The sequence below is a fragment of the Daejeonella sp. JGW-45 genome (assembly GCF_029360805.1).
Classification (GTDB): domain Bacteria; phylum Bacteroidota; class Bacteroidia; order Sphingobacteriales; family Sphingobacteriaceae; genus Daejeonella.
In genome coordinates this window covers 846,021-869,310 of the sequence record NZ_JARKNC010000008.1, presented here as the reverse complement: position 1 = coordinate 869,310, position 23,290 = coordinate 846,021, and the positions used below count along the sequence as shown (strand labels likewise).

The following is a 23,290-nucleotide window of genomic DNA, read 5'->3' as shown; positions in this document are numbered from 1 at the left end:
GATAGAGTTGCGCTTTAAATGTCATTTTGAAATTTATTAATTAAGATCAGCCCGTGAAAGTAGAATTAAAAAGAGTAAACGATGCGGTTCATTTCGAAGCGTCAGCTCCATCTTCAACAGTAAAGGTCCAAATCGATGGCTCACCAGATATTGGGGGCCTTGGCCTGGGTGTAAGACCCATGGAAATGGTATTAATGGCTTTGGCGTCCTGCAGCTCGCTCGACCTGGTAAGCATCCTGAAAAAGCAGAAACAGGACCTCCAGGATTTTTCTGTATCAGTTGAGGGCGAACGCCGTGAACAGATCCCAACTGTTTTCACAAAGATCCACATGATCTTTACGCTGAAGGGCACAATTGATCAGGACAAAGCCAACAGAGCAGCAGAACTCGCCGTTAAGAAATATTGCTCGGTGCATGATATGCTTGCTGCCGGCGGCGTGGAGATTACGTATTCATTGATATTAGAGTAGAACAAGGAGCAAGGAACAAAGGCAAGGCTGGCTTGCCTTCAGCTTCCGCTCTGATTTATTATTCTCCATTTCACACAAATACCCTCATTTATGGTTCTTTTAGAGTATAACCGCTAGTTGCAGGCGGTATTCTACTCTTATTTCTTACTTCATATAAAATTTACACTTGTGTTACATGTTGCAACATCTATCGCCTTATCTTTGCCTATCTAAAAACTAAAACAATATGTCAGTAAAAACTAAATGGGTATTAGACCCTACTCACTCAGAGGTTCTTTTCAAGGTAAAGCACCTTGTGATTTCCACAGTAACCGGCACTTTTAAAGTGTTTAACGGCAGTTTCGAAACCGAAAGCGAAGACTTTTCGAATGCCGACATCGAGTTCTCACTGGATGCTAACAGCATCGACACAAATCAGGAACAACGCGATGCACATTTAAGATCTGCGGATTTCTTTGATGCGGAGAAATTTCCTGTCATCAGTTTCAAATCTACGTCATTCATTAAAAAAGGTGATGATTATGAGCTGACCGGAGATCTTACCGTTAAGAACGTAACGAAGCCGGTAAAGCTGGATGTTGAATTAGGTGGTGTTGCTACAGATGCGTACGGTAACGAAAAAGCAGGCTTCGAAATTACAGGAAAGATCAGCCGTAAGGAATTTGATTTAACCTGGAGTGCAGTGACCGAAGCAGGCGCAATTGTAGTAGGTGATGAGATCAAATTGAACATCAACCTGCAATTCGCAAAACAAGCGTAAAAATATTTTTTTCTCGTAAGGCTATTCGTGATGGGCGAATGGCCTTTTTTTGTTTTAAAGGCGGCTACACATCTGCTGTTTAAATTCTTATGCGTTCCAGATAGTCCATATTATACTTGATACTTTCCATTGGACTCTTAGCATATTCTTCCTGCTCCATAAAAAAGTATTTTAGACCGGATTCGTTCTGATGTTCCAGCATCTTTGGAATATCGAGCGCTCCCTTGCCGTATTCTGTACTATGCTTCTTTTGCATATTCATATCCTTAAGATGCCAGAGGGGGAAACGGCCTTTATATTTTTTGAAATAATCAAGCGGGTTGATACCGCTGGCTACAACCCATCCAAGGTCCAGCTCCATGTAAACCAGTTTAGGATCGGTGTTATCCATTAAAACGTCATATAAAACCTGTCCGTCAACCTTTTCAAACTCGTAATCGTGATTATGATATCCGAATTTAATGCCTTGTTTCCGGCATTCTTCGCCATGCTTGTTGAAGAGATCTGCTACCCGTTTGTAGTTGTCGACCGTTTGGCCGGCGCCCGGCAGGCTCGAACAGATCAGGTATTCCTGGCCTGATTCGGCAGCTTCATCGAGGGTTTGCTGCCATTTCGCATCTATGGCAACATGCCCGCTACGCAAGGTCATGTCAAGCTCTTTACAGGTGTCCCTCATTTCCTTGCCTGTCAGACCATAATAGTTGCCCTTGGTGCTTCTAGCCGACTCTATCTGTTTAATTCCGAGACCAGCCAGCTGCTTTAACGTTCCCTTCGCATCAGCCATCATCTCCGTACGGACTGAATATAGCTGGAGGCCAGGGTTTTTTACTTTGGCGGTGGCAAATGTTAATTCAGGCATAACAATAGAAGCCAGTGCAAGAGTTCCGGCATTTTTTAAGAAATCGCGGCGTGTTTTCATAGGATGGTAGTTTGGACGTCAAATTAGGAAATTCGAAGGGAAAACTGAAATGTTTCGTCGATATCAGCTTTCGAGACGCCTATTTAAGCGTATAGTGTGATATAGGCAAGCCCTATGTTGTATACTTAAAGAACTTGCTGGGCGCCTGTTTTAAACGCAAAGGCCGCAAAGTTCCGTGCAAAGGACGCAGAGTATGGCTTAAAACCAAGTTTTAGGGGCATATTTTTGCAAACCTTTGCGAACTCTGCGTTGTACTTTGCGTCCTCTGCGTTTAAGTTTCGGTCGGTACGTAAAATGAGTTCTATAGTAGGACGCAAAGTACACGCCCGCCCGGCTAAAACCGTTCGGACAGCAAAGGGCGCAAAGTTTGTAGCGAAAGCCCGGTGTTATTGCCGAAAGCCAGGTCGTGAAATTCTGCCCTATATATTAATTCGCCTTTGGTTTCAAAAATTCGACATTCCAGATTTTTTCGGCTTTACGGCCGATGAGCCAGAAGGATAAGGCCAGCACAGCGAAGAATATAGTTTTATCCGTGACGTCCCATAAATACTCGAAATATCTGCTGTAAAGATTGATCAGTAGAAACGTGATCCCAAACTCCCTTGCAATAAAGTCTTTCCTGCGTAGTCCGTAAATAGTAAAGCCAATTGAGATGAGCACGGAAATAATGCCCCAGTAGAACAATTCGATCTGTTTTATTTTCAGCCAGTCTTCCAAGCTTCCGAAATTTCCGAAGATTGAAAGGAGCCACAATGAAACGAAAAGGTAGAGAAGCCCGATTATATAGGTCAGATCACGAAATTCAGCTATCTTTTTTATCCCACTCATAGTGAAACTGAAAGCGACAAGCAGAAAGCCAAATACAACGAACCGGAGCGGATAATTCATTCCCAGGAAATAATGACTCCAGTCTGTTTGATAACCTGTCTCGGTGCCGAACCAGCTTCCTAAGGAAACCAGGGCAAATGCCCATATAAGCCTGGATTTATACTTTGTAGCAAGAAAGCAATACACTACTACCGACAGAAGGAAAAGGATGGAAAAATGCCCCTTGCCGTTATCGAATGTCTTGCCCAGGAAGGCAATGCAGCTGGCCGTGAAAAGCACGCCGAAGAATATTATTGCTTCGTTGCTGAATACCCGCTCAGGATATTTTTGCTTCCGCTTATTGCCTTCGTAAAGAAGCGCCCCAGCAAGCAGTCCAGAGATAAGACTGATAATAATGTCCGGTGTATCGTATAGCTTTTTAAGCCAGTTAATCACCACATCATCGATGATCAGGGAAGCTATTGCGATGATCCCGCAGGCAAGCGCCACCCAGAAAGAGTATTGTGCGAGCCGTTTCCAGTCGAACCCTTTAGTTTCATAAGATCCCTGAAGTTTTCCTGCGGTTTCCGCGTCAATAAGCCCATCTGCCTGCCAGTGACGGATCGTTGTATCCAGAAAATCGCACTCCTGCTTATCAAGATTTAGTTTAGCCAAGACGTTTTAACAGATTAAAAGATAAAATTAAGCTATTTGGCTCAGAACAGGATGGCTCTCACAGCTTTTTCATCTTTGCCCAGTTGATCTTTCAGCTCTTCGATCGAATTGAACTTCTCATCTGCGCGGACAAAATCGAGGAATTTAAGCCGGATCGTCTCGCCATAAATATCCTCGTTGAAGTCGAAAATGTTTACTTCAATATTTCGCGACATACCGTTGATAGTAGGCCGGGCACCGATATAAGCCATCCCATATTCCGTTTTTTCAACTGTCGAGCCAGGCTGAACCACGACTTCAACGGCGTAGATCCCATCAGCAGGGATAAGTTTGTAAGTTTCTTCGACAAACAGGTTCGCTGTGGGGTATCCTAAACTGCGTCCGATCTGATCACCTTTTATCACTTTCCCGGTAAGATGGAAGGGATAGCCCAGGAAATCATTGGCTGTTTTCACATCACCGCTCAGGATGGCAGTTCTGATCTTCGACGAGCTTACAGCAACATCGTTAATGTCCTGCTCCGGGATCTCTTCCACCTCAAACCCAAAATCCTGTGAGAACTTTTGAAGATCTTCCAGACCGCCCTCGCGATCCTTTCCGAAGCGGTGGTCATATCCGATCACTATGTGTTTAGTGCCGATCTTATCCACCAAAACGTTGCTCACATATTCTTCCGGAGTTTGATTAGAAAAGTCGCGCGAAAATGGTGTTATTATCAAATGGTCGATTCCAAGTGCCTCAAGTCTTTCCGCTTTTTCGGATATCGTATTTATAAGTTTGATGGCCTTGTCCTCCGGGTGCAGTATCATCCGTGGGTGGGGAAAAAAAGTTAGAATAACCGTTTCTCCGCCTTTCTGACGTGAAATCTCTGTAAGCCGGCTGATGATCTTCTGGTGCCCTATATGAACACCATCAAAAGTACCTATTGTAACGACGGCCTTGTTGATTTTTATAAAATCGTCTATATGATGATATATCTTCATTATTCAGGAGAGCACAAAAATAGCGCTTTAAATAATTATTTTAACTTCCCGTCTTCTTTAAGCTGTCTGATATGAGTTACCAGTTCCATCACACCGAATGCATTGGATACATCATAATCCCCGCTTTTTGTACGTCGTAAAGAACTTAGGTAAGCTGCGTTGTTCAACGATCTGCCAAAATCATGTACGAGAGAGCGGATGTAAGTGCCCTTACTGCACACTACCCTGAAATCCACTTCCGGCAGTTCTATTCTCGTGATCTCAAAAACCCGTATACTCACTTTTCTGGTCTTTAATTCGACATCTTCACCCCGTCGCGCCTTCATATAAAGTCGCTCCCCGTCAACTTTCACGGCTGAATGGGCCGGTGGATATTGATCCAGATCGCCGGTAAAGTGCATCGTGTTTGCGTTTATCTCTTCGTCAGTAAGGTGGTCGATAGCAAATGTTTCGTTAACCGCGGTTTCCATATCGTAGGATGGGGTATTTGCTCCTAAGATCATGGTGCCTGTGTATTCCTTTTCCTGCGCCTGGAACTCGTCAATCTTTTTAGTTAATTTGCCGGTACAGATAATAAGTAGCCCGGTCGCGAGAGGGTCCAGCGTTCCGGCATGCCCTACCTTAAGTTTAACCGGCTTAAATGCATTGCGTATTTTCCCCACCACGTCGAAGCTCGTCCATTTGTAGGGCTTGTCTATGAGAAGCATTTCGCCCTCAGCAAAGTTAAAGTCCGGAAATATTCGTTCTTCGGGTTCGCCCATTAGATAACTTGTAGATCGTATCCGGAGAGAAGCAGTACCAACAGCACACCGCCGACAACGATTCTGTACCATCCGAATAGCCGGAAGCCTCTTTTTTGCAGGAAGCTTATAAAGTATTTTATAGCAAGCATGGCTATAATAAACGCTACAACATTGCCTATAAACAACAACTTAATTTCTTCATTGCTGATCACGTAGCCGTCTTTATAAAAATCATAGAGCTTTTTTACAGTAGCGCCAAACATGGTTGGTACAGCCAGAAAAAAAGAAAATTCCGCCGCCGCTTTCCTGGTCAGCCGCTGAGCCATGCCCCCGACAATTGTAGCAGCCGAACGGGAGGTACCCGGTATCATTGAAAGACATTGGAACAAGCCGATTTTAAACGCGGTGCTATAGCTGATATCATTTGTATCGTCGATAGTGCCGTTTTTGAACCATTTATCTACAAAGAGGAGGATCACACCACCGATGAGCAGGGCGATCGCAACACCCAGGGGACTTTCAAGCAGCTGGTCTATTTTACTGCTTAATAACAACCCGAAAATAACAGCCGGTATAAAAGCTACCAGGAGCTTGAAATAAAAGTCCAGCGTCTGAAAAAACCGGTTGAAGTAAAGTACAATAACAGACAGGATCGCTCCTAATTGTATTGCCACGGTGAACAACTTAACGAACTTGTTTGACTCTATGCCCATTAAAGAGGAGCCAAGGATCATGTGGCCGGTCGATGAAACCGGTAAAAACTCAGTCAGGCCTTCAATAATCGCCAGAATGATCGCCTGAAAAACCGTCATTAACTATTATTTGCAGGTTTTTTAAGAATTGCAATGAAGCCGATGGCGAAGCCTGTCAAAACGATTATTGGGGCGATCACTATTTTGCCGGAGCTATAGATATCCGCGTCGCCAGTCATAATTATAAAACCCAGAATGACGATCAGGATACTGACGATCATAAGCACATAGTTGATTTTTGCAAATACAAAAGGCTGTTGGTTGGTTTCTTTAACCGTGGTGTTTTTCTGTGCCATTATCTGTAAAGGTCATGTATTTTTAAACGAAGGAACTTACTGACAGCGAAATAGGTACTTAAGCCCGATATCAGTATGCCAATGCCAATAACTCCCGCGAAGACAATTATAAACTCAAACCAATTCCGTAAAATGATCATTTCCGGAACCTGTTGCTGAGCGAAATAAAGTGTTAAGAGCAGCAAAATTATAGCAATCAGGCCGGCCAATAATCCATGCATGATGCCGTACGCCAGGAAGGGCTTACGAATAAAACCTCTCGTAGCACCCACCAGCTGCATGCTTTTGATAAGAAAGCGCTGGGAATAAATTGCAAGACGTATAGTATTGTTAATCAGGGCCACTGCAATGATCAATAATATCCCGGCAAAGGCCAGGATCACCAGGCCGATTCCCCTGATGTTTTGATTGACCATATCGATCAGTGATTTCTGATAAATCACTTCTTTAACCAGCGGGTTTTTATTTAGTTGCGATGTAAAGGTCTGAATACTTGCGTTGTTGGCATAATCGGCCTTCATATAAACATCAATTGATGATAAAAGCGGGTTATAACCCAGGAATTCCACAAAGTCTTCTCCCAGATCCTTTGTAAGATTTCTGGCTGCAAGTTCTTTACTTACATACTGAGTTTTTAGAACGTAGGGATTGGCGTCGAGTTGTTTTTGAAGAGCTGCAATGTCAACTTCTTTGGCACCCTCGTTCACGATAATATTCAGGACTATATTCTCCTTAACATAATTCGAGAGATTTTTTGCATGCACCAAAATCAGGCCCAGCAAGCCTGTCATGAGTAAAACTAATGCAATGGAAATCACAGTCGAAACATAAATGGTTTTAGTCTTTCTGGATGAGGTGCTTCCTTCAAATTCTTCCATGAGCTTGTATTATAATCGCGAAAATAAAGATTTCACTCTTATAAACGTAGGAATTTGAATGTTAATATGAGTTAAAGTTTGTTAAAGAGCTGTGAGCAACGAGATCCGAGATGCCAGCTTATCGCGGCTGGCAGATTTTTAGCATTTAGCTTTTCGCTTCAGCATGTTAACGTATCACGCAGAACTCCACTTTCAATTTTCAACTCTCCACTTTCAACTTTTCTAAGTATTTTCGCACCTTAGTTTAATAAGATGGATTATCAATTCAGGGAAATAGAGAAGAAGTGGCAAAGATTCTGGGCCGACAATCAGACTTTTAAAGTTGACAATCATTCAGCAAAACCCAAATATTATGTACTGGATATGTTCCCTTACCCTTCAGGTGCGGGTTTGCATGTCGGCCATCCTCTTGGATACATAGCTTCCGATATTTTTTCACGGTATAAAAGGCTCAAAGGCTTTAATGTACTGCATCCCATGGGATATGACTCTTTCGGACTGCCTGCAGAACAGTACGCCATTCAGACCGGTCAGCACCCGGCAATAACTACAGAAGCGAATATTAACAGGTATAGGGAGCAACTCGATAATCTCGGTTTTTCCTTTGATTGGAGCCGGGAAGTCCGTACAAGTGATCCGGGGTATTATAAGTGGACCCAATGGATCTTTATGCTTTTGTTCAACTCATGGTATAACCTGGATACAGATAAAGCCGAGAGCATTGAAAGTCTTACTGAGAAGTTTGGACGTGCGGGCAGCGAAGGGATCAAAGCTGTTTGCGATGATGATACAAGCAGTTTCACAGCCGAAGAATGGAGGGAAAAGTCTGACGAAGAAAAGCAGGTCGAATTGCTTAAATACCGTCTTACTTACCTGCGCGAGAGTACCGTGAACTGGTGCCCGGCCCTGGGAACTGTTCTGGCTAATGATGAAGTAAAAGATGGATTCTCTGAGCGGGGTGGTTATCCGGTTGAACAAAAGAAAATGATGCAGTGGAGCATGCGCATCACAGCTTATGCAGATCGTCTAATTCAAGGACTGGACACTGTTGATTGGCCGGAACCCTTGAAAGAGATGCAACGTAACTGGATAGGTAAGAGCGTAGGCGCACTGGTAAAGTTCGGACTGAAAAACAGGCCTGAATTCATAGAAGTGTTTACAACCCGGGTGGATACCATTTATGGAACTACTTTCCTGGTACTTGCTCCTGAACATGAGCTGGTAGAATCACTTACCACCCCTGACAGGAAAGCTGAAATAACGAATTACATCGATCAGACTAAGAAGAAAAGTGAGCTTGATCGTATGGCAGATACTAAAACGGTGTCTGGAGCCTTTACCGGATCGTATGCACTTCATCCGGTTAGCGGTGAACAGATCCCTGTTTGGATAGCAGATTATGTTCTTGCCGGATACGGAACCGGTGCGGTGATGGCTGTTCCTTCCGGCGACCAGCGTGACTGGCTTTTTGCTACTAAGTTCGGCCTGCCGATCGTGGCGATTTCAGATGCCCAGGTAGGGCTGGACGAACAGGCAGATCCCACTAAAGAAGGGAAATATATTAATTCAGGCATCATTAACGGGCTTGATTACAAAGCCGCTACTACTAAGCTGATCGAAAAGCTTGAAGAGCTGGGTGCTGGTAAAGCCAAAGTGAATTATCGACTTCGTGATGCAATTTTTGGAAGACAGCGTTACTGGGGTGAACCCGTTCCTGTATATTTCAAAGACGGCTTACCACAGCTGATCGACGCAGCTGAACTGCCCTTAGTACTCCCCGAGGTTGATAAATACCTGCCAACTGAAAGCGGTGAACCGCCGCTTGGCCGCGCCGACAACTGGAAGTACCGTGGAGAGCTGGAATATGAATTAAGCACCATGCCCGGCTGGGCAGGCTCCAGCTGGTATTGGTTCAGATACATGGATGCCCGGAATGAAGGTGAGTTTGCTTCGAAAGATGCAATCGCCTACTGGAAAGATGTGGATTTATATATCGGGGGATCGGAGCATGCGACAGGTCATTTGTTATACAGCCGTTTCTGGAACAAATTCCTCAAAGACCTTGGATATGTTATCGAAGAGGAGCCTTTTAAGAAGCTCATCAACCAGGGGATGATCCAGGGAAGATCTAACTTCGTATATCGCTTAATTGATGCTGAAGGTAAAGGAACTAATACTTTTGTTTCGGCAGGATTACGATCACAATATAAAGCATCTGCTATGCACGTGGATGTAAATATCGTTGAGAACGAGATTCTTGACCTCACGAAATTTAAAGCCTTCCGGCCCGAATTTGAAAATGCGGAGTTTATCCTCGAAAACGGGAAATATATATGTGGCGTAGAGATCGAAAAGATGTCTAAGTCCAAATTCAATGTGGTTAATCCTGATGAACTGACTGAACGTTTCGGCGCGGATACGCTTCGTATGTATGAAATGTTCCTTGGTCCGCTTGAACAAAGCAAACCATGGAATACGAACGGAATAGAGGGTGTTTTTAAGTTCCTCCGGAAATTCTGGAAACTGTTCCACGATGATGAATTTAACTTCAGGGTATCGGATGAAGAGCCTTCAAAAGCAGAGTTTAAAGCGCTGCACAAGATCATCCGCAAAGTTGAAGAAGATATCGAACGGTTTTCGTTTAATACATCGGTTTCGAGCTTCATGATCTGCGTGAATGAGCTTACAGATCTGAAGTGCAACAAAAGGCAAATACTCCAGGATCTGGTCATTGTACTGCAGCCCTATGCACCTCATATTACAGAGGAATTATGGACCCTGCTGGGAAATCAGGCAGGAACTATCTCTGTGGCGAATTACCCTGCTTTTAATGCGGAATACCTGGTTGAAAACGAATTTTCTTACCCGGTATCAATCAACGGCAAGACCCGCCTGAACCTGAATATTTCACTTGGTTTGCCGCAGCCCGAAGTGGAGGCTATTGTGCTTGCCAATGAAGATATACTGCGCTATATGGATGGCAAGACCCCCAAGAAGGTAATATTTGTAAAAGGGAAGATTATCAACGTTGTTGTCTGATCTGGTACTGCAGGCTGACTCCTCGTGTTTTGACATGAGGAGTCAGCCTTTTTTTTATCCAAGAAATAATGGCAAAGGTGTAACAATTGATGTGCTGCCGCGACTAATTTCAAATTCAATTATGATGAAACGTTTATTACTATTATTAGTCCTTATATCCATTATTGACTCTGTTTCGGCACAGGGCCCGGGCGCACCTGCGGCCAGCTCTGTTACCGGAAGGATAACCGGAACTATACTGGACTCTCTTTCTAAAGCTCCGATAGACTACGCGACTATCGCCCTCGGCCCTGCCGGTACGACCCGGTCTACAAACGGAGCCCTTACTGACGATAAGGGTGCCTTTAAAATTGAAAACATTGCAGCGGGCACTTACCGCGTTACCATCGCTTTCCTCGGGTATCAGACAAAGGTCATTGACTCTGTGAAAACTACAGCAGCCAGGCCGGATCTGAATCTCGGCAGGATCTTTCTGTCACCAAACGCAAAAGCCCTTGGCGAGGTAGTAGTTACCGGTACAGCTCCCATCGTGGAAACTAAGATCGATAAGCTTGTTTATAATGCTGAGCAGGATGTAGCAATCGCCGGGGGTAATGCAACCGATGTATTGCGTAAAGTGCCGCTCCTTTCCGTAGATTTCGAAGGAAATGTATCTCTGAGAGGAAGTCAGAATGTGAAGGTCCTTATTAATGGTAAACCATCAGGTTCTATGGCAAACAATATGGCTGACGCTTTAAAAGCTATTCCGGCCGACCAGATAAAAAATGTGGAGGTGATCACATCTCCATCTGCCAAGTATGATGCGGAAGGTACCTCTGGTATCATCAATATCATTACCAAAAAGAATAATCTTGCTGGCGTCAGCGGATCGGTAAATGCGGGAGTAGGCACCCGTCAGAACAGCGGAAATGTCAATCTTAATGCAAAAACGGGCCGTCTTGCGGTAACGGCAAACGGAGGCGGGTTTTATTCATGGCCACAAACAAGTACAATTTCATTCAAACGTGCAGCCAATAATGGCTCGCAGGTTTTAAGCCAGACCGGGAAGAGCGAGTCAGACAGGCTTGCCGCCAATGGTTCGATCGGCGCAGATTATGATTTTAACAGCTTTAATTCAATCAGTTCGAACTTACGCCTGAACGGGTTTAATACAAAGGTCGACGGCAGTAATATCAACGAGAATTCCTTTGGGGGCGCGCCTGTGATCTTTACCCGGCTGAGCGATAATTCCATCGAGATGAATGGTATTGACTGGAGCAGCGACTATCTGCATAAATTTAAAAAGAAAGACCAGCAGATCTCCATCGCTTATCAGCTGACCCACAGCGTTCAGATGAATGATTATACAACTGACTTCTCTAATACCGCTATAGACGAGTATGGTAATAATGATGCTGATAATACAGAAAACACCGTACAGATCGATTATACACATCCGTTCAAAAAGCTTATCCTGGAAACAGGTGTTAAAGGAATTTTGAGAGATATTGTCAGCGATAACCGCACCCGTAATTTAAATTCAACTACAGGTGAGTTCACGCCCATCGCCGCACGTACTTATGTATACGACTACAACCAGGATGTATATTCTGCTTACGCGACGGTAGGCTTTACCCTGGCGAAGAAATACGGCATCAGGGCAGGAGCGAGGTACGAAGCTACCGAGATCGAAGGCGATGCCAGGAGCGCCGGAACAGGTGTGTCTCCATTTAGCAGCAGCTATTATAATTTAGTACCGAGCTTTGTGATATCACGGACGTTTAAGAACTATTCAACTCTTAAAGTGAGCTACAACCAGCGTCTGCAAAGGCCAAGCCTGTTTTACCTGAACCCGTTCCTGAACAGTGCAGATATCTTTAATCAATCGCAGGGTAACCCTTCGCTGAAACCGGAACTGTCTCACAACATCGAGCTTAATTATTCAATGTTCGTTAAAACCACGGTGGTAAACGGATCGCTGTTCTATCGCCGCACCAATGATATTATCGAAAGTTTTGTGATTCCTACTACCGTTACCGACCCGACCACGGGTAATACAGTTTCAGGATCAAGGACAACTTATCGTAACGTAGGAACAAATAACTCTGTAGGATTTAACTTTTTCGGCCAGATAAACCCTGTGAAGCCGCTTACCCTCCGCGGAAATTTCAATGTCTTTACCTACGATATCAGCACGAATAATACTGTGGTTGTGGCTAATCCTAATTCCGGTGTGCAGTTGTTGTACAATGGGTTCCTGATGGGCTCATACGCTTTTCCAAAAGGTCTGACGTTTGAAACATTCCTCATCACCAACTCGCCGCGCCGCACCTCGCAGGGCAGAAATCCATCGTTCAATATGTGGAACCTGGGTTTGAAAAAAGAGATTCTTGCAAAAAAGGGCAGTATTGGCCTGACGGTGATCGATCCGTTTAATGAGAATAAGAACTTCCGTCAGAACATTAGCGGAACTGATTTTACACAGACAAGCAATTTCTCCCTTCCATTCAGGTCATTCGGAATGAGCTTCAGCTATCGTTTCGGAAAGATGACCATGCAAGCCCCCCGTAAGAAACGCGGTGTAACAAATGACGATTTGAAGCAGAACGAGCAGAATACAGGAAATCAGTAAGAGTCAGGAGCAAAGAATAAAGAGTAAAGACAAAAGAGAAACTCTATCAGAATTGATGGAGTTTTTTTGTTGAGAAGGGGTTTATGTACATTTGCCGAAATCTATACTATGGCTGATCTGAAAGTTATTTCCCTCTTGCCCGCTGCTACCGAAATTATTTGTGCGCTTGGCCTGGAAAGCCAGCTTATTGGCCGCTCGCACGAATGTGATTTCCCGGAAAGCATAAGGGAGCTCCCCGTATGCTCATCCGCTAAATTTATTTCGGGGTCTGACAGTCAGGAAATCGACAGACAGGTGAAAGAGATACTTAGCGATGCTCTGTCAATCTATACGATCGATAGAGAGATGATCCGCCGGTTGGATCCCGATGTGATCATTACCCAGGCCCAATGCGAGGTTTGCGCGGTAAGCCTAAAGGACGTGGAAGCGGCACTTGAAGGCCTGCTTGATAAAGAATGCCGGATAATCTCCCTGGAGCCAAATGTGCTTGGAGATGTTTACAACGATATTAAAAATATAGCGGCGGTCTTTGGAGTGAGCGAGCGTGCAGACGATCTCCTCGAACGGGCCGGCGAAAGAATAGATATTATTCGCCATAAGCTTAAATTTATTTCCGAAAAGCCACGCGTTGCCTGTATCGAATGGCTGGCACCACTGATGATAGCCGGAAACTGGACGCCCGAACTGGTGGAGGTTGCCGGGGGTGAGCTGCTGCTTGCTGTCAATGGCAAGCATTCTCCATTTGTTGATTTTGTTGACGTCGCCAATTCCGATCCGGAGATAATTATTGTCATGCCCTGTGGGTTTTCAATACCACGAACCCTGCAGGAAATTAGCCTCTTACTGGATCTTCCGGGCTGGCAAGATCTTAAAGCGGTGAAGAACAACCGGGTCTATATTGCTGATGGTAACCAGTATTTCAACCGCTCTGGTCCCAGGTTAACAGATAGCATCGAGATCCTCGCTGAGATCATCAACCCGAAGCAGTTTGTTTTTGGTTATGAAGGAGAGGGCTGGATTAAATTCAACCTGGCCTGATGGCTTAAAGCCGGAGGGATGAAGAGGGAGATATGAAAAGCTGTTTTATACCAGATCGGCAAATGGTCTAAAAAAGGGGTTTTGTAGGGCTCTTCCAGGGGTCTTGTTGGGCGAAAACCGCGTTTTTGACCCCTTTAGCCCAATAATCGCCCAACAAGAGCCCTTCCAGAACCCTTCCAGGTCCCTGGGAAGTATCTGCTTTAGCCGTTTAATGTCCCTAAAAGGCAATGAACTGATCGATCTGCTGATTGGTAAACCGGATGGTGTCTTCTTTAAAAAGATCCCCGTTTTCATCTAATTCTTTATGAATAGCCGGGATGTGTATCCTCAGCGGTAAGACGTGCATGTTCACGTAATGACAGATCCCCGTGAAATGATCCACGCCCCGTACATTGCCGTATTTCCCTGATGATAATCCTACGAGGGCGGCCTTTTTGCCGTAAAAGCTTTCCGGGAACTTGCAGGCATCCACAAAAGTTTTCAGGATACCCGGGAAGCCCCCATTGTACTCGGGAAAAATAAAGAGGAATTTGCTGGTCAGGCTAACCTTGTCCTGGATCGGCTGGAATGCCTCGCTGCGCTGACCGTACAGGTCGGTGCCAATCAGGTGGTGGGGCAGGTCGGTAAGAGAGAGCAGGTCGGCCTCATAACCTTTGGCGGTTAATTGGCGCTGGTAATATTCAGACAGCCGTAACGTATAACTCCCTTCGCGGTTTGTCCCTGAAATTATGGTGATCATTTTTGTTGATAAGATGTGCAAAACGAAAATCGCCCCGCAGGTTAAATAGTCATAAGTTTGCTATCTTTAGTCCTTGGTAAAAAGCCATTCAAACGTATCAAAAGTAGTCTTTTTTAGTGCTTTAACCATATTTTTTGGTCTACTTAATATCAGTTATTTGTAATTATCTTCTATTATATGGGTAAAATCATCGCGTTAGCTAACCAAAAAGGTGGAGTTGGGAAAACGACTTCTTCCATAAATTTGGCTGCCAGTCTGGCTGTGCTTGAGTATCGTACTTTGTTGGTGGATGCAGATCCGCAGGCCAACTCAACCTCTGGTATTGGGTACGATCCGCGTACAATAAAATCAAGTATTTACGAGTGTATCATCAATGAGATAGACCCTGCTGATGCGATACAAAGTACGGATACCCCAAACCTGGATCTGCTGCCTGCTCATATCGATCTTGTGGGTGCTGAGATAGAAATGATCAACCTGACAAACCGCGAATATAAGATGAAGGCGGTGCTCGACAGGATCCGTGATAACTACGATTTTATCATTATAGATTGCTCACCCTCACTCGGGTTGATCACCATAAACGCCCTTACGGCGGCAGATTCCGTTATAATCCCGGTACAATGCGAGTATTTCGCACTTGAAGGCCTCGGAAAGCTGTTAAACACAATCAAAATCGTTCAAAACCGTTTAAATACCGAATTGCAGATAGAAGGTATCCTTCTTACGATGTATGATGTCCGCCTGCGTTTGTCAAACCAGGTTGTAGAAGAGGTGAAAACCCACTTCCAGGACCTGGTGTTCGATACGATAATCCAGCGCAATACGCGTCTAAGCGAGGCGCCAAGCTATGGTATCTCCGTGATCATGCATGATGCAAATTGTAAAGGAGCGATCAATTATCTCAATCTGGCCCGCGAGATCATCCGTAAAAATGGATTATTGTCAAGTGAAGAAGCCGAAAAGGAAGCATTAGTATAATTATTTTATGATCCATCAGAAGAAAACAGGACTGGGAAAAGGACTACGTGCATTATTGGATGATTCAGACCTGCCGGAAACCGAGAGGAAGCAGCAGATCAGCAGTGAAAGCACTTCTTTGGGATCTATTAGTTTTGTTAAGATAAGCCAGGTTACGGTAAACCCTTTTCAGCCCCGGACTGATTTTGATCCTGAAGCCTTACACGAGCTGGCGGACTCAATTAAACTCCAGGGTCTTATCCAGCCCATAACCGTACGGCAGTCCGGGCAGAATTCCTACCAGCTGATATCAGGCGAACGGCGTTTACGCGCTTCAAAACTTGCCGGCCTGACGGAAATACCTGCTTATGTCCGTACTGCAAATGACCAGCAGATGCTGGAGATGGCGCTTATCGAAAATATTCAGCGTGAAAACCTGAATGCAATAGAGGTGGCCCTTAGCTTTCAGCGGATGATCGATGAGTGCGACCTGAAACAGGAAGAATTGGGCAGCAGGGTCAGCAAGAACCGTTCAACGATTACAAACTACCTCCGTCTTCTCAAGCTCCCGCCTGCAATACAGGCAGCTATTCGCGACAAAGAGATATCTATGGGGCATGCACGCGCCCTTATATCGGTTGAGAACCCTGACCAACAGTTGTATATCTTCCAGGAGATCATAAACCGCGGGCTTTCGGTTAGAAAGGTCGAAGAATTAGTACGGCAGATCGAGAAGTCGGGCAAACCAAAAGCCTCCTCAGTAAAGAAGGACGGGATCTCGTTTCAATATATGAAGATCCAGGACGATCTTGCATCGAAATTCGGCACAAACGTTAAGTTAAAACTAAAAGACAAGAACGCGGGTTCTATTGAAATCGGGTTTATGTCGGATGACGACCTGAACCGGATCCTGGAAATGCTCGACTGGTAATGATTGGTAAATGGCTTAGCTTATTATTTTTCTTGTGTCTTTCGGCGCAGACAGAAGCTTTTGCCCAGAATACTGATTCTATTCCCTCAAAAAAGGCAACCGGCCAGCAGGTTACTTCCGACGGAGTTGTCAAAGACTCGGCCCGGCTTGCGGATGAAGCAAGGCCGCGGATCGCTGCCAGGAGATCGGCTATAGTCCCCGGACTCGGACAGATCTACAATAAGCGCTGGTGGAAGGTTCCCCTTGTCTACGGTGGTTTCGTGGGAATTGGCCTTGTTTATGAGTTCAATCAAAGATATTATAAAATTTTCCTGAAAGAGGCCCAGTATAGGCAGGACGACCCCACTAAGGCGAATCCCGACTGGGTGGGCTACTCTAATGAAGGGATAATCGGAATAAAGGATGACTACCGGAGGTCGCGCGATCTATCCATACTTGCCGGCGTTGCTTTCTACGCAGTGCAGATCATAGATGCTTATGTCGACGCCAAGTTCTTCAGGTTTGACGTCTCAAACGATCTGTCGCTGAAAGTTGACCCTTTTATTCAACCCGGCACAATTTATAATGCGCATACACCGTCGGCAACCACTGTCGGATTCAGGGTTAAGTTGTCTTTGTAACATTTCTATAAACAGGATATCAAACTTTATAAGATGAAAATAGCTATTTTGGGGTACGGGAAGATGGGAAGGATAATCGAAGAGTTTGCCAGCGAGCGCGGGCACGAAGTTGTGTTAAAAGTTAATATTGATAATTTGGACGACTTAAATGTCCCGAATCTTAGAAAAGCCGATGTCGCTATAGATTTCAGTACGCCTGATTCTGTAATGACCAACATAAATACCTGCTTTGACGCCGGCGTACCTATCGTTGTAGGAACTACCGGCTGGTATGGCCGCTTACAGGAGGTCAAAGATCAATGCATCGAAGGAAGCAATACATTGTTATATGGCTCAAACTTTAGTGTTGGGGTCAACGTGTTCTTCTTCGTGAACAAGGTCCTTGCGAAGATCATGAACCGCTACCCTCAGTACGAGGTGCAGGTAGACGAAATCCATCATACGGAGAAGCTTGATTCGCCAAGTGGTACGGCGATGAGTATCGCAGAAGGCATCCTGGGTGAACTTGACCGGAAAAGTGAATGGGTTAATGAGCTTATCGGATCGGGGGAGGAGTTGATCACCAAGCCAGATCAGTTACTGATCGAGTCGCACCGTATTGAGGATGTGCCCGGCACACATACGGTCATTTACAGTTCGGAAGTGGATGAAATTGAGTTCAAGCATGCAGCGCACAGCAGGGCAGGCTTTGCTCTTGGGGCGGTTTTAGCAGCCGAATGGGTACATGATAAAACCGGATTTTTTAATATCACGGATATGTTTGATTTTAGCGTTTAATTTTTTGTTATAAATAACAATATGAACTGGAAGTTTTGGAATAAAGATAAATCTGAGGAAAACAAGAAAAAGAAAGTTAAGAAAAGTGCAGGAAGGGAGTGGTTCGATGCAATATTATTTGCTGTTATTGCGGCCACTTTGATCCGCGGACTTTTTATCGAAGCTTACACTATTCCAACCGGTTCAATGGAAAAAACACTGCTTGTCGGCGATTTTCTGTTTGTCAGTAAAGTAAATTATGGTGCACGGCTGCCTATCACACCGATATCTTTTCCGTTTGCACATCATACCATGCCGATTACGGGGACAAAAGCCTACTATGATGGTATCCAGTGGAAGTACAGGCGTTTGCCAGGCCTTGGAAGCATAAAACGCAATGATGTGGTGGTATTCAATTACCCGATGGATGCTGATGCGCCGCTTTCACGTCCGGTTGATAAGCGCGAGAATTACATAAAGCGCTGCCTCGCCATCGGCGGAGATACGGTGCAGATCGTTAATGCGCAGGTTATGGTCAACAGCAAGCCTGCTGAAGTACCTGAGTTTGGAGAGAAGTATTACAAGGTCCAATCCGATGGTTCTGAATTTAATCCACAGACCCTTGAAGATATGAAGATCGAAGCGCAGCGTTCTGCGGCTGACGAATACTTCTTCAATATGACAGCAGCAGACGCGGAAACAGTAAGGAAATGGAGTAATGTTAAGTCGGTGCAGAAATATATAGGTGCAGCAGACCGCCAGATATTTCCGCACCATCCTGCTTTTAACTGGTCGGCAGACAATTCAGGACCGATAATCATCCCTAAGGAAGGGTGGACTGTGAAGCTGGATAGCACCAATTATCCCCTGTACGAACGCAGTATTACGCTTTATGAAGGGAACAAGGTGGAGCGCTCGGGAAACGACTTTATCATCAATGGAAAGAAAACGAACAGCTATACCTTTAAAATGAATTACTACTGGATGATGGGCGATAATCGTGATAACTCACTGGATTCGCGTTACTGGGGATTTGTCCCGGAAGACCATATCGTAGGAAAGGCTTTATTCGTATGGATGAGCTGGGACGCCAACGGGACATTCTTTGATAAGATCAGGTGGAGCCGGATATTGGGAGGGATACATTAGGAGTGATCAGTAATCACTAATCACTAATCACTAATCACTAATCAGTGATCAGTAATCGGTAATCGGTAATCGGTAATCGGGTGCGATCGGTCGTCAGGTCACTGATTACAGGTCACTGTTTCACGTTGATTGCTGGCCTCCCCTTCACACCGATCACTTCTTCAAGGACTACTCAACCTTATACCGGTAAATAAACCGGGCTAAATTCCCATCGATATCGGTCCCTTCAACCGTAGCCTTATACGTCCCTTTATTGTCGCCGGTATAGAAGTCGAACGCCATATTTCCGTTCTGATCCGTAAAGATCTTGGGATTCCAGTAGATCGTTGTGCGGAGGTCTGAACCAGCGGTCCGGCTTTCGGGGGTGGCATATTTAGGCGAGTAGAATTCGCGGCTCTTGATGAAACCCTGAGGGGTAAAGGTCAACACGTTGTTCGGAGGGAATAATTTCTTAAGGTCATCTGCCGTCACAGCCTTTTTAACATCCTTCTTAGTATAAATAGATAAAACCCCGTTCGTGCCATATGCGCGGTTAACCAGGCCTAAGTCATCCTTCAGGAAGATCTCGACACTTTCTACGTCCGCGGGAACGATATTGTTGAGGAAGGTAGGTTCGATTTGCATCCCGTCTAAGAAAATAGCCACCGGCACCCGAAGGCCGCTGTTGTAAACGCGGGTAACGAAGAAATTGTTGTCGGCAAAAGTAAGACCCATTGCAGCTCCCTGCAGGCAGCTGATCATTACATTGCAGCCCTTAAACCGTTCAGTATCTATCGTATGGTCGGCGAGCATACTTAAGCCGGTCAATGCCGGATAATCAGTATGGCTGGCTTTTTTGACCGGTGCGGCTTTCACAACCACTTCCTGAAGCATCTGGGTAGCCAGCCTGTACTGTCGCTCGCTATTTTGAAGATAGGGATCAAGTATACTGTCTATGTTCAGCGTCTCGTCAGGAGCATTGACATTTTTTATGATAGCTGGAAAGGCAGATCCGTCAAGCATGATCATCATGTTTTTTGAACCTGTCGAGGTTCTTGCCGTTATAGATGCTTCTGCTGAGTCTGGGACGACCACATTCTTGAATCTGAACACTCCGTTAACATCCGTAGTCGTCTCTGCATAGAACCTGTTTTTCGGCACAACGAGTTTTAAGGTCCCTTTTGAAACAGGCATACCGTTAGCGCTTCTTAGTGTGCCTGAAAATTCTATCCCCTGTTCCGGAAGAAAGCTTATTGCAGGCGCCTTTCCGGCGATGATGTTTTTATAGTCAAATTTCCTGTAACCCTGGGTCAGCATCAAAACATCAAGATCAGACTTCTTCTTCTCATTAGGCTGGTTAAAGTAATAGTTTGGATCTTCGATATAGCCTGCAAGCTCTGTCGACAACAAGAAAGTGCTGAGTATAGTAGTTTCGGAATCTTCACTGAAAGGCACCCTGGTCTCATTAACAACGGAAACGGAGAAATTACCTTGTATGGGCTGGTTGTTAGTTTTCGCAGTCACGCTCATTTTTACCGGCTGCCTTGAGCCGTATGTCTTTTTATCGCTGTTCACGGCCAGGCTAAGAGTATTACCGTGATTAATGAAGGCCAGCCGCTCCACCAGGGGTTCCCCGGCCGAAGTGAATAAAGTAACCTGGGCAATGCCGGTCGGGAATTTATCCCTTGGTATGGAAGCAGTAAACGTGGGGGCTGTCAGCGTTGCCTTTGCAGCGTAACAGATTACTCCCTTGCTCCGCGCAACTATATAATAATTCTTGTTTTGGTTGGCCGAGAAGTAATTGGGATTAGCTGTGATACGCAGCACCATATCGGCTGGGTCGGTATTTGTGACCGATAAGGCGATACCTGATGATTTTGCCGCAGGCAATGCAATTGTCTTTTTTACACCGTTTGAGAATGTCACATTCGCTTTATAAGTATGTCCTGGTTCGGGCAAAAATGCGACAACCCCCATTCCAAGGTGCTGAGATTCAAGCGGGGTGATCACCTTACCGGTATTATCAACAATTTCGCCCTTAACACGCAGGCCGTTTCCTTTTTGTCCGACTGCCTTAAAAGCAACCTTGCTTCTGACATTCTCCACCAGATCGCCTCCCTCGGGGAAGAACTGAATATCGGCATCCGAAAATGCGTTTTTCAGGGGAAACGTCGATGTGATCTGTTTTGCATCAGCGGTCTCGAGTATAGTTTCCAGCATGCCCGCATCGAATGCGGCCTTCTGGTTGGCTGTCAGGGAAAGTGTCAATACGCCGTGGTCATCCGTGTTCTCCCGCCCTTTAGAGATTTCATCGAAGTTAGACAGCAGTCGCCAGGAAACGCGGCTGTTCCTTAGCGGGCTCCCGTCAGGGCCTTTAAATAAGATCTGAACGTTCACTTTCGGCGTTCCGCCTGTTTCATCACCCTTTATGGAAATATTGGTAATTACCTTCCTGTTGATCGCGTTACCAATCTGAATATTTTTATAGAAAAAAGAAGCCTCGTCACTGTTAAGCATCCAATAAGTATAGGCCCTGACACGGTAATTACCGGCTTTATATACCAGAGGGTCGAGCGTTAAGCTGCCGTAAGCCGATGTATTGACCACCGGCAGGCGCATAGCCCTGACCACGGTATCTTTGTCTGAGATCAGATCTACATAAACTACCTTGCTGAGATCTGAAGGCTGGTCCTGGCCCGAAGCAAGATAGGCTTTGAACCAGATGGTATCGCCCACCGCATAATACGGTTTGTCAAAATGCAGATAAACTTTTTCTGTTGGATACTCATCGATCAATTTTTGGTTTCTTTCAACGATGGTATTCAGGCTGATGGTATCCTGTGAATATGACAAGCCAACCTGAAAGAGGCCCAAAACGGTGATGAAAAGGAAGCGTAAAAGTCTCATGCAGCAGATAAGTATGATATAGTGCTAATATAACGCAAATGATGTTTTAAAAGAGAAACGAAGATGGGTTTAACATTATTTTAACGGGGAGCGATCAGCGATCAGCTGTGAGCAATGAGCTAGGGATTTCCGACATCCTTTCCGAGCGGTTAGAAGCTGATAGCTCACAGCTGATAGCTCACAGATCACAGCCCATTATAGACCTCCGATACCAAATCTCGCAGCAAGCTCATCCAAATCCCCGCAAACTGCATCAATAATCGGAATCCCCGACACTTTCCTCTCCCGTTCGGCTAAAAGCTCAGGTTCCCCCGGGATGATAACGCCCTGATCTTCTGAAACAGGGACTGCTGATTTAAAGCGTTCGATCCAATTGTCAAGGTGAGATTTGAACTCATCAACCGGTCTGAAGCCATCCACCCTCATAGCGCCAAGGAAATGGCCGATGCCTTCGCCAACAGGATTTGCGGAAGGTTCGAGGAAGGCAACAAATGGGGGTACCCAGGGACCGTAGTTAGCGCCCGATAATACGGCTGAAAGAATGTCGACCGTAGCGCTCAGTCCGAAGCCTTTGTGGCTGCCATGATCACGGTCGCCCCCAAGCGTTAACAGCGAGCCTCCTTTTTTTAGCTCATGCGGATCAGTAGACGGATTCCCGTCCTTATCCTGGATCCACCCGTCCGGAACAGGCTTGCCCGAACGTTGCGCAATTTCGAGCTTGCCATTGGCGGCAGCTGAAGTAGCCATGTCAACAATTACCGGGGGATACTTACCCGCCGGGAAAGCGTAGCACATGGGGTTGGTCCCCAGCATCCGTTCATTGGCAAAGGTGGGCGCAACAAGCGGACTGGCATTGGTCATGGCAAAGCCGATCATGTCTTTTTCCAGGGCAAGCATGGTATGATAGCCCGCTATACCGAAGTGGTTAGAGTTTTTTACCGACACCCATCCGGAACCATACTTCTCTGCCTTCTCGATAGCAACCTTCATAGCGAATGGCGCAACAACGAGCCCAAGCCCTGCGTCGCCATCAACTGTGGCTGTTGTAGGAGTTTCATGCACCACCCGGATGCTGGGCGTGGTATTTATTCTCTTTTTCTCCCATAGCCTCACATACCCGCTTAAGCGCGCAACTCCGTGAGAATCAATTCCGCGGAGATCCGATTTGAGAAGCACATCTGCCGCAAGGGCTGCATGCTGGGGAGAACAACCCATCTTCTCGAAAACTGAAACCGTGAACCCGCGAAGCTGATCTTCAGCGAAAACCTTGTAAGCCAT

General features: G+C 45.5%; 20 protein-coding genes. 10 read left to right on the top strand and 10 right to left on the bottom strand.

From position 1 onward, the window contains the following. The first annotated feature begins 53 nt into the window (after window positions 1-53). Complete coding sequence (locus P2W76_RS13460) at window positions 54-470, top strand: OsmC family protein (RefSeq protein WP_276348346.1); 417 nt, start codon at window positions 54-56, stop codon at window positions 468-470. A gap of 226 nt (window positions 471-696) precedes the next feature. Beyond that, window positions 697-1,230, top strand: a complete 534-nt coding sequence (locus P2W76_RS13455) for a YceI family protein (RefSeq protein ID WP_276348345.1) — start codon at window positions 697-699, stop codon at window positions 1,228-1,230. Between the two features lie 79 nt (window positions 1,231-1,309). Here the strand turns inward: P2W76_RS13455 and P2W76_RS13450 are convergent, their stop codons facing one another. The 7 genes from P2W76_RS13450 to P2W76_RS13420 form a co-directional block, all read right to left on the bottom strand. Beyond that, window positions 1,310-2,149 carry a sugar phosphate isomerase/epimerase gene (locus P2W76_RS13450; protein ID WP_276348344.1) on the bottom strand — a complete coding sequence of 280 codons (840 nt, stop codon included), beginning with the start codon at window positions 2,147-2,149 and terminating at the stop codon, window positions 1,310-1,312. A gap of 426 nt (window positions 2,150-2,575) precedes the next feature. Further along, window positions 2,576-3,631 carry a DUF2157 domain-containing protein gene (locus P2W76_RS13445; protein WP_276348343.1) on the bottom strand — a complete coding sequence of 352 codons (1,056 nt, stop codon included), beginning with the start codon at window positions 3,629-3,631 and terminating at the stop codon, window positions 2,576-2,578. A gap of 41 nt (window positions 3,632-3,672) precedes the next feature. After that, on the bottom strand, window positions 3,673-4,614 hold the full coding sequence (locus P2W76_RS13440; protein WP_276348342.1) for a bifunctional riboflavin kinase/FAD synthetase: 942 nt from the start codon (window positions 4,612-4,614) through the stop codon (window positions 3,673-3,675). Between the two features lie 35 nt (window positions 4,615-4,649). Beyond that, a complete protein-coding gene (truB, locus tag P2W76_RS13435; protein ID WP_276348341.1) occupies window positions 4,650-5,375 on the bottom strand; it encodes a tRNA pseudouridine(55) synthase TruB in 726 nt (241 codons plus the stop codon). Then, entirely contained in the window at window positions 5,375-6,169 is a 795-nt protein-coding gene (locus tag P2W76_RS13430; RefSeq protein WP_276348340.1) for an undecaprenyl-diphosphate phosphatase, read from the bottom strand. The genes truB and P2W76_RS13430 overlap by 1 nt, the downstream gene beginning before the upstream one ends. Beyond that, window positions 6,169-6,405 (bottom strand): DUF3098 domain-containing protein, encoded by a 237-nt coding sequence (locus tag P2W76_RS13425; RefSeq protein ID WP_276348339.1) that lies wholly within the window; start codon window positions 6,403-6,405, stop codon window positions 6,169-6,171. The genes P2W76_RS13430 and P2W76_RS13425 overlap by 1 nt, the downstream gene beginning before the upstream one ends. Further along, window positions 6,405-7,283, bottom strand: a complete 879-nt coding sequence (locus tag P2W76_RS13420; protein ID WP_276348338.1) for a permease-like cell division protein FtsX — start codon at window positions 7,281-7,283, stop codon at window positions 6,405-6,407. The genes P2W76_RS13425 and P2W76_RS13420 overlap by 1 nt, the downstream gene beginning before the upstream one ends. Before the next feature lie 252 nt (window positions 7,284-7,535). Between P2W76_RS13420 and leuS the strand changes: the two genes are divergently transcribed. The 3 genes from leuS (at window position 7,536) to P2W76_RS13405 (ending at window position 13,971) form a co-directional block, all read left to right on the top strand. Beyond that, a complete protein-coding gene (leuS, locus tag P2W76_RS13415) occupies window positions 7,536-10,322 on the top strand; it encodes a leucine--tRNA ligase (RefSeq protein WP_276348337.1) in 2,787 nt (928 codons plus the stop codon). Between the two features lie 121 nt (window positions 10,323-10,443). Continuing rightward, window positions 10,444-12,933 carry a TonB-dependent receptor gene (locus P2W76_RS13410; protein ID WP_276348336.1) on the top strand — a complete coding sequence of 830 codons (2,490 nt, stop codon included), beginning with the start codon at window positions 10,444-10,446 and terminating at the stop codon, window positions 12,931-12,933. 108 nt (window positions 12,934-13,041) lie between these two features. Beyond that, window positions 13,042-13,971, top strand: a complete 930-nt coding sequence (locus P2W76_RS13405) for a cobalamin-binding protein (RefSeq protein ID WP_276348335.1) — start codon at window positions 13,042-13,044, stop codon at window positions 13,969-13,971. A 217-nt stretch (window positions 13,972-14,188) separates the two neighbouring features. Here the strand turns inward: P2W76_RS13405 and P2W76_RS13400 are convergent, their stop codons facing one another. Then, window positions 14,189-14,710, bottom strand: coding sequence for an NADPH-dependent FMN reductase (locus P2W76_RS13400; protein ID WP_276348334.1), 522 nt, complete (start codon window positions 14,708-14,710; stop codon window positions 14,189-14,191). 177 nt (window positions 14,711-14,887) lie between these two features. Here P2W76_RS13400 and P2W76_RS13395 point away from each other — a divergent pair, with 177 nt between their 5' ends. From P2W76_RS13395 to lepB, 5 genes are read left to right on the top strand one after another with little or no spacing between them, the layout of a single operon-like run. Next, complete coding sequence (locus P2W76_RS13395) at window positions 14,888-15,691, top strand: AAA family ATPase (RefSeq protein ID WP_276348333.1); 804 nt, start codon at window positions 14,888-14,890, stop codon at window positions 15,689-15,691. 7 nt (window positions 15,692-15,698) lie between these two features. Continuing rightward, window positions 15,699-16,601, top strand: coding sequence for a ParB/RepB/Spo0J family partition protein (locus P2W76_RS13390; RefSeq protein ID WP_276348332.1), 903 nt, complete (start codon window positions 15,699-15,701; stop codon window positions 16,599-16,601). Then, entirely contained in the window at window positions 16,601-17,221 is a 621-nt protein-coding gene (locus tag P2W76_RS13385) for a DUF5683 domain-containing protein (protein ID WP_276348331.1), read from the top strand. Before P2W76_RS13390 ends, P2W76_RS13385 begins: the two co-directional genes overlap by 1 nt. Before the next feature lie 33 nt (window positions 17,222-17,254). After that, the gene (dapB, locus tag P2W76_RS13380; RefSeq protein WP_276348330.1) at window positions 17,255-17,998 is read left to right on the top strand and encodes a 4-hydroxy-tetrahydrodipicolinate reductase; all 744 of its coding nucleotides are present in this window, start codon (window positions 17,255-17,257) and stop codon (window positions 17,996-17,998) included. 21 nt (window positions 17,999-18,019) lie between these two features. Beyond that, window positions 18,020-19,126 carry a signal peptidase I gene (gene lepB, locus P2W76_RS13375; protein ID WP_276348329.1) on the top strand — a complete coding sequence of 369 codons (1,107 nt, stop codon included), beginning with the start codon at window positions 18,020-18,022 and terminating at the stop codon, window positions 19,124-19,126. Window positions 19,127-19,294: 168 nt separating this feature from the next. Here the strand turns inward: lepB and P2W76_RS13370 are convergent, their stop codons facing one another. Both P2W76_RS13370 and P2W76_RS13365 read right to left on the bottom strand, forming a co-directional pair. Beyond that, window positions 19,295-22,012 carry a carboxypeptidase regulatory-like domain-containing protein gene (locus P2W76_RS13370; protein ID WP_276348328.1) on the bottom strand — a complete coding sequence of 906 codons (2,718 nt, stop codon included), beginning with the start codon at window positions 22,010-22,012 and terminating at the stop codon, window positions 19,295-19,297. 195 nt (window positions 22,013-22,207) lie between these two features. Beyond that, entirely contained in the window at window positions 22,208-23,290 is a 1,083-nt protein-coding gene (locus tag P2W76_RS13365; protein WP_276348327.1) for an Ldh family oxidoreductase, read from the bottom strand.

Coding starts and splice junctions, on each gene's coding strand:
- lepB (WP_276348329.1), top strand. CDS start 18,020: ATGAACTGGAAGTTTTGGAATAAAGATAAATCTGAGGAAAACAAGAAA.
- P2W76_RS13425 (WP_276348339.1), bottom strand. CDS start 6,405: ATGGCACAGAAAAACACCACGGTTAAAGAAACCAACCAACAGCCTTTT.
- P2W76_RS13405 (WP_276348335.1), top strand. CDS start 13,042: ATGGCTGATCTGAAAGTTATTTCCCTCTTGCCCGCTGCTACCGAAATT.
- P2W76_RS13450 (WP_276348344.1), bottom strand. CDS start 2,149: ATGAAAACACGCCGCGATTTCTTAAAAAATGCCGGAACTCTTGCACTG.
- P2W76_RS13410 (WP_276348336.1), top strand. CDS start 10,444: ATGATGAAACGTTTATTACTATTATTAGTCCTTATATCCATTATTGAC.
- P2W76_RS13420 (WP_276348338.1), bottom strand. CDS start 7,283: ATGGAAGAATTTGAAGGAAGCACCTCATCCAGAAAGACTAAAACCATT.
- P2W76_RS13455 (WP_276348345.1), top strand. CDS start 697: ATGTCAGTAAAAACTAAATGGGTATTAGACCCTACTCACTCAGAGGTT.
- P2W76_RS13370 (WP_276348328.1), bottom strand. CDS start 22,012: ATGAGACTTTTACGCTTCCTTTTCATCACCGTTTTGGGCCTCTTTCAG.
- P2W76_RS13430 (WP_276348340.1), bottom strand. CDS start 6,169: ATGACGGTTTTTCAGGCGATCATTCTGGCGATTATTGAAGGCCTGACT.
- leuS (WP_276348337.1), top strand. CDS start 7,536: ATGGATTATCAATTCAGGGAAATAGAGAAGAAGTGGCAAAGATTCTGG.
- dapB (WP_276348330.1), top strand. CDS start 17,255: ATGAAAATAGCTATTTTGGGGTACGGGAAGATGGGAAGGATAATCGAA.
- P2W76_RS13395 (WP_276348333.1), top strand. CDS start 14,888: ATGGGTAAAATCATCGCGTTAGCTAACCAAAAAGGTGGAGTTGGGAAA.
- P2W76_RS13390 (WP_276348332.1), top strand. CDS start 15,699: ATGATCCATCAGAAGAAAACAGGACTGGGAAAAGGACTACGTGCATTA.
- P2W76_RS13400 (WP_276348334.1), bottom strand. CDS start 14,710: ATGATCACCATAATTTCAGGGACAAACCGCGAAGGGAGTTATACGTTA.
- P2W76_RS13440 (WP_276348342.1), bottom strand. CDS start 4,614: ATGAAGATATATCATCATATAGACGATTTTATAAAAATCAACAAGGCC.
- truB (WP_276348341.1), bottom strand. CDS start 5,375: ATGGGCGAACCCGAAGAACGAATATTTCCGGACTTTAACTTTGCTGAG.
- P2W76_RS13385 (WP_276348331.1), top strand. CDS start 16,601: ATGATTGGTAAATGGCTTAGCTTATTATTTTTCTTGTGTCTTTCGGCG.
- P2W76_RS13365 (WP_276348327.1), bottom strand. CDS start 23,290: ATGGCTTACAAGGTTTTCGCTGAAGATCAGCTTCGCGGGTTCACGGTT.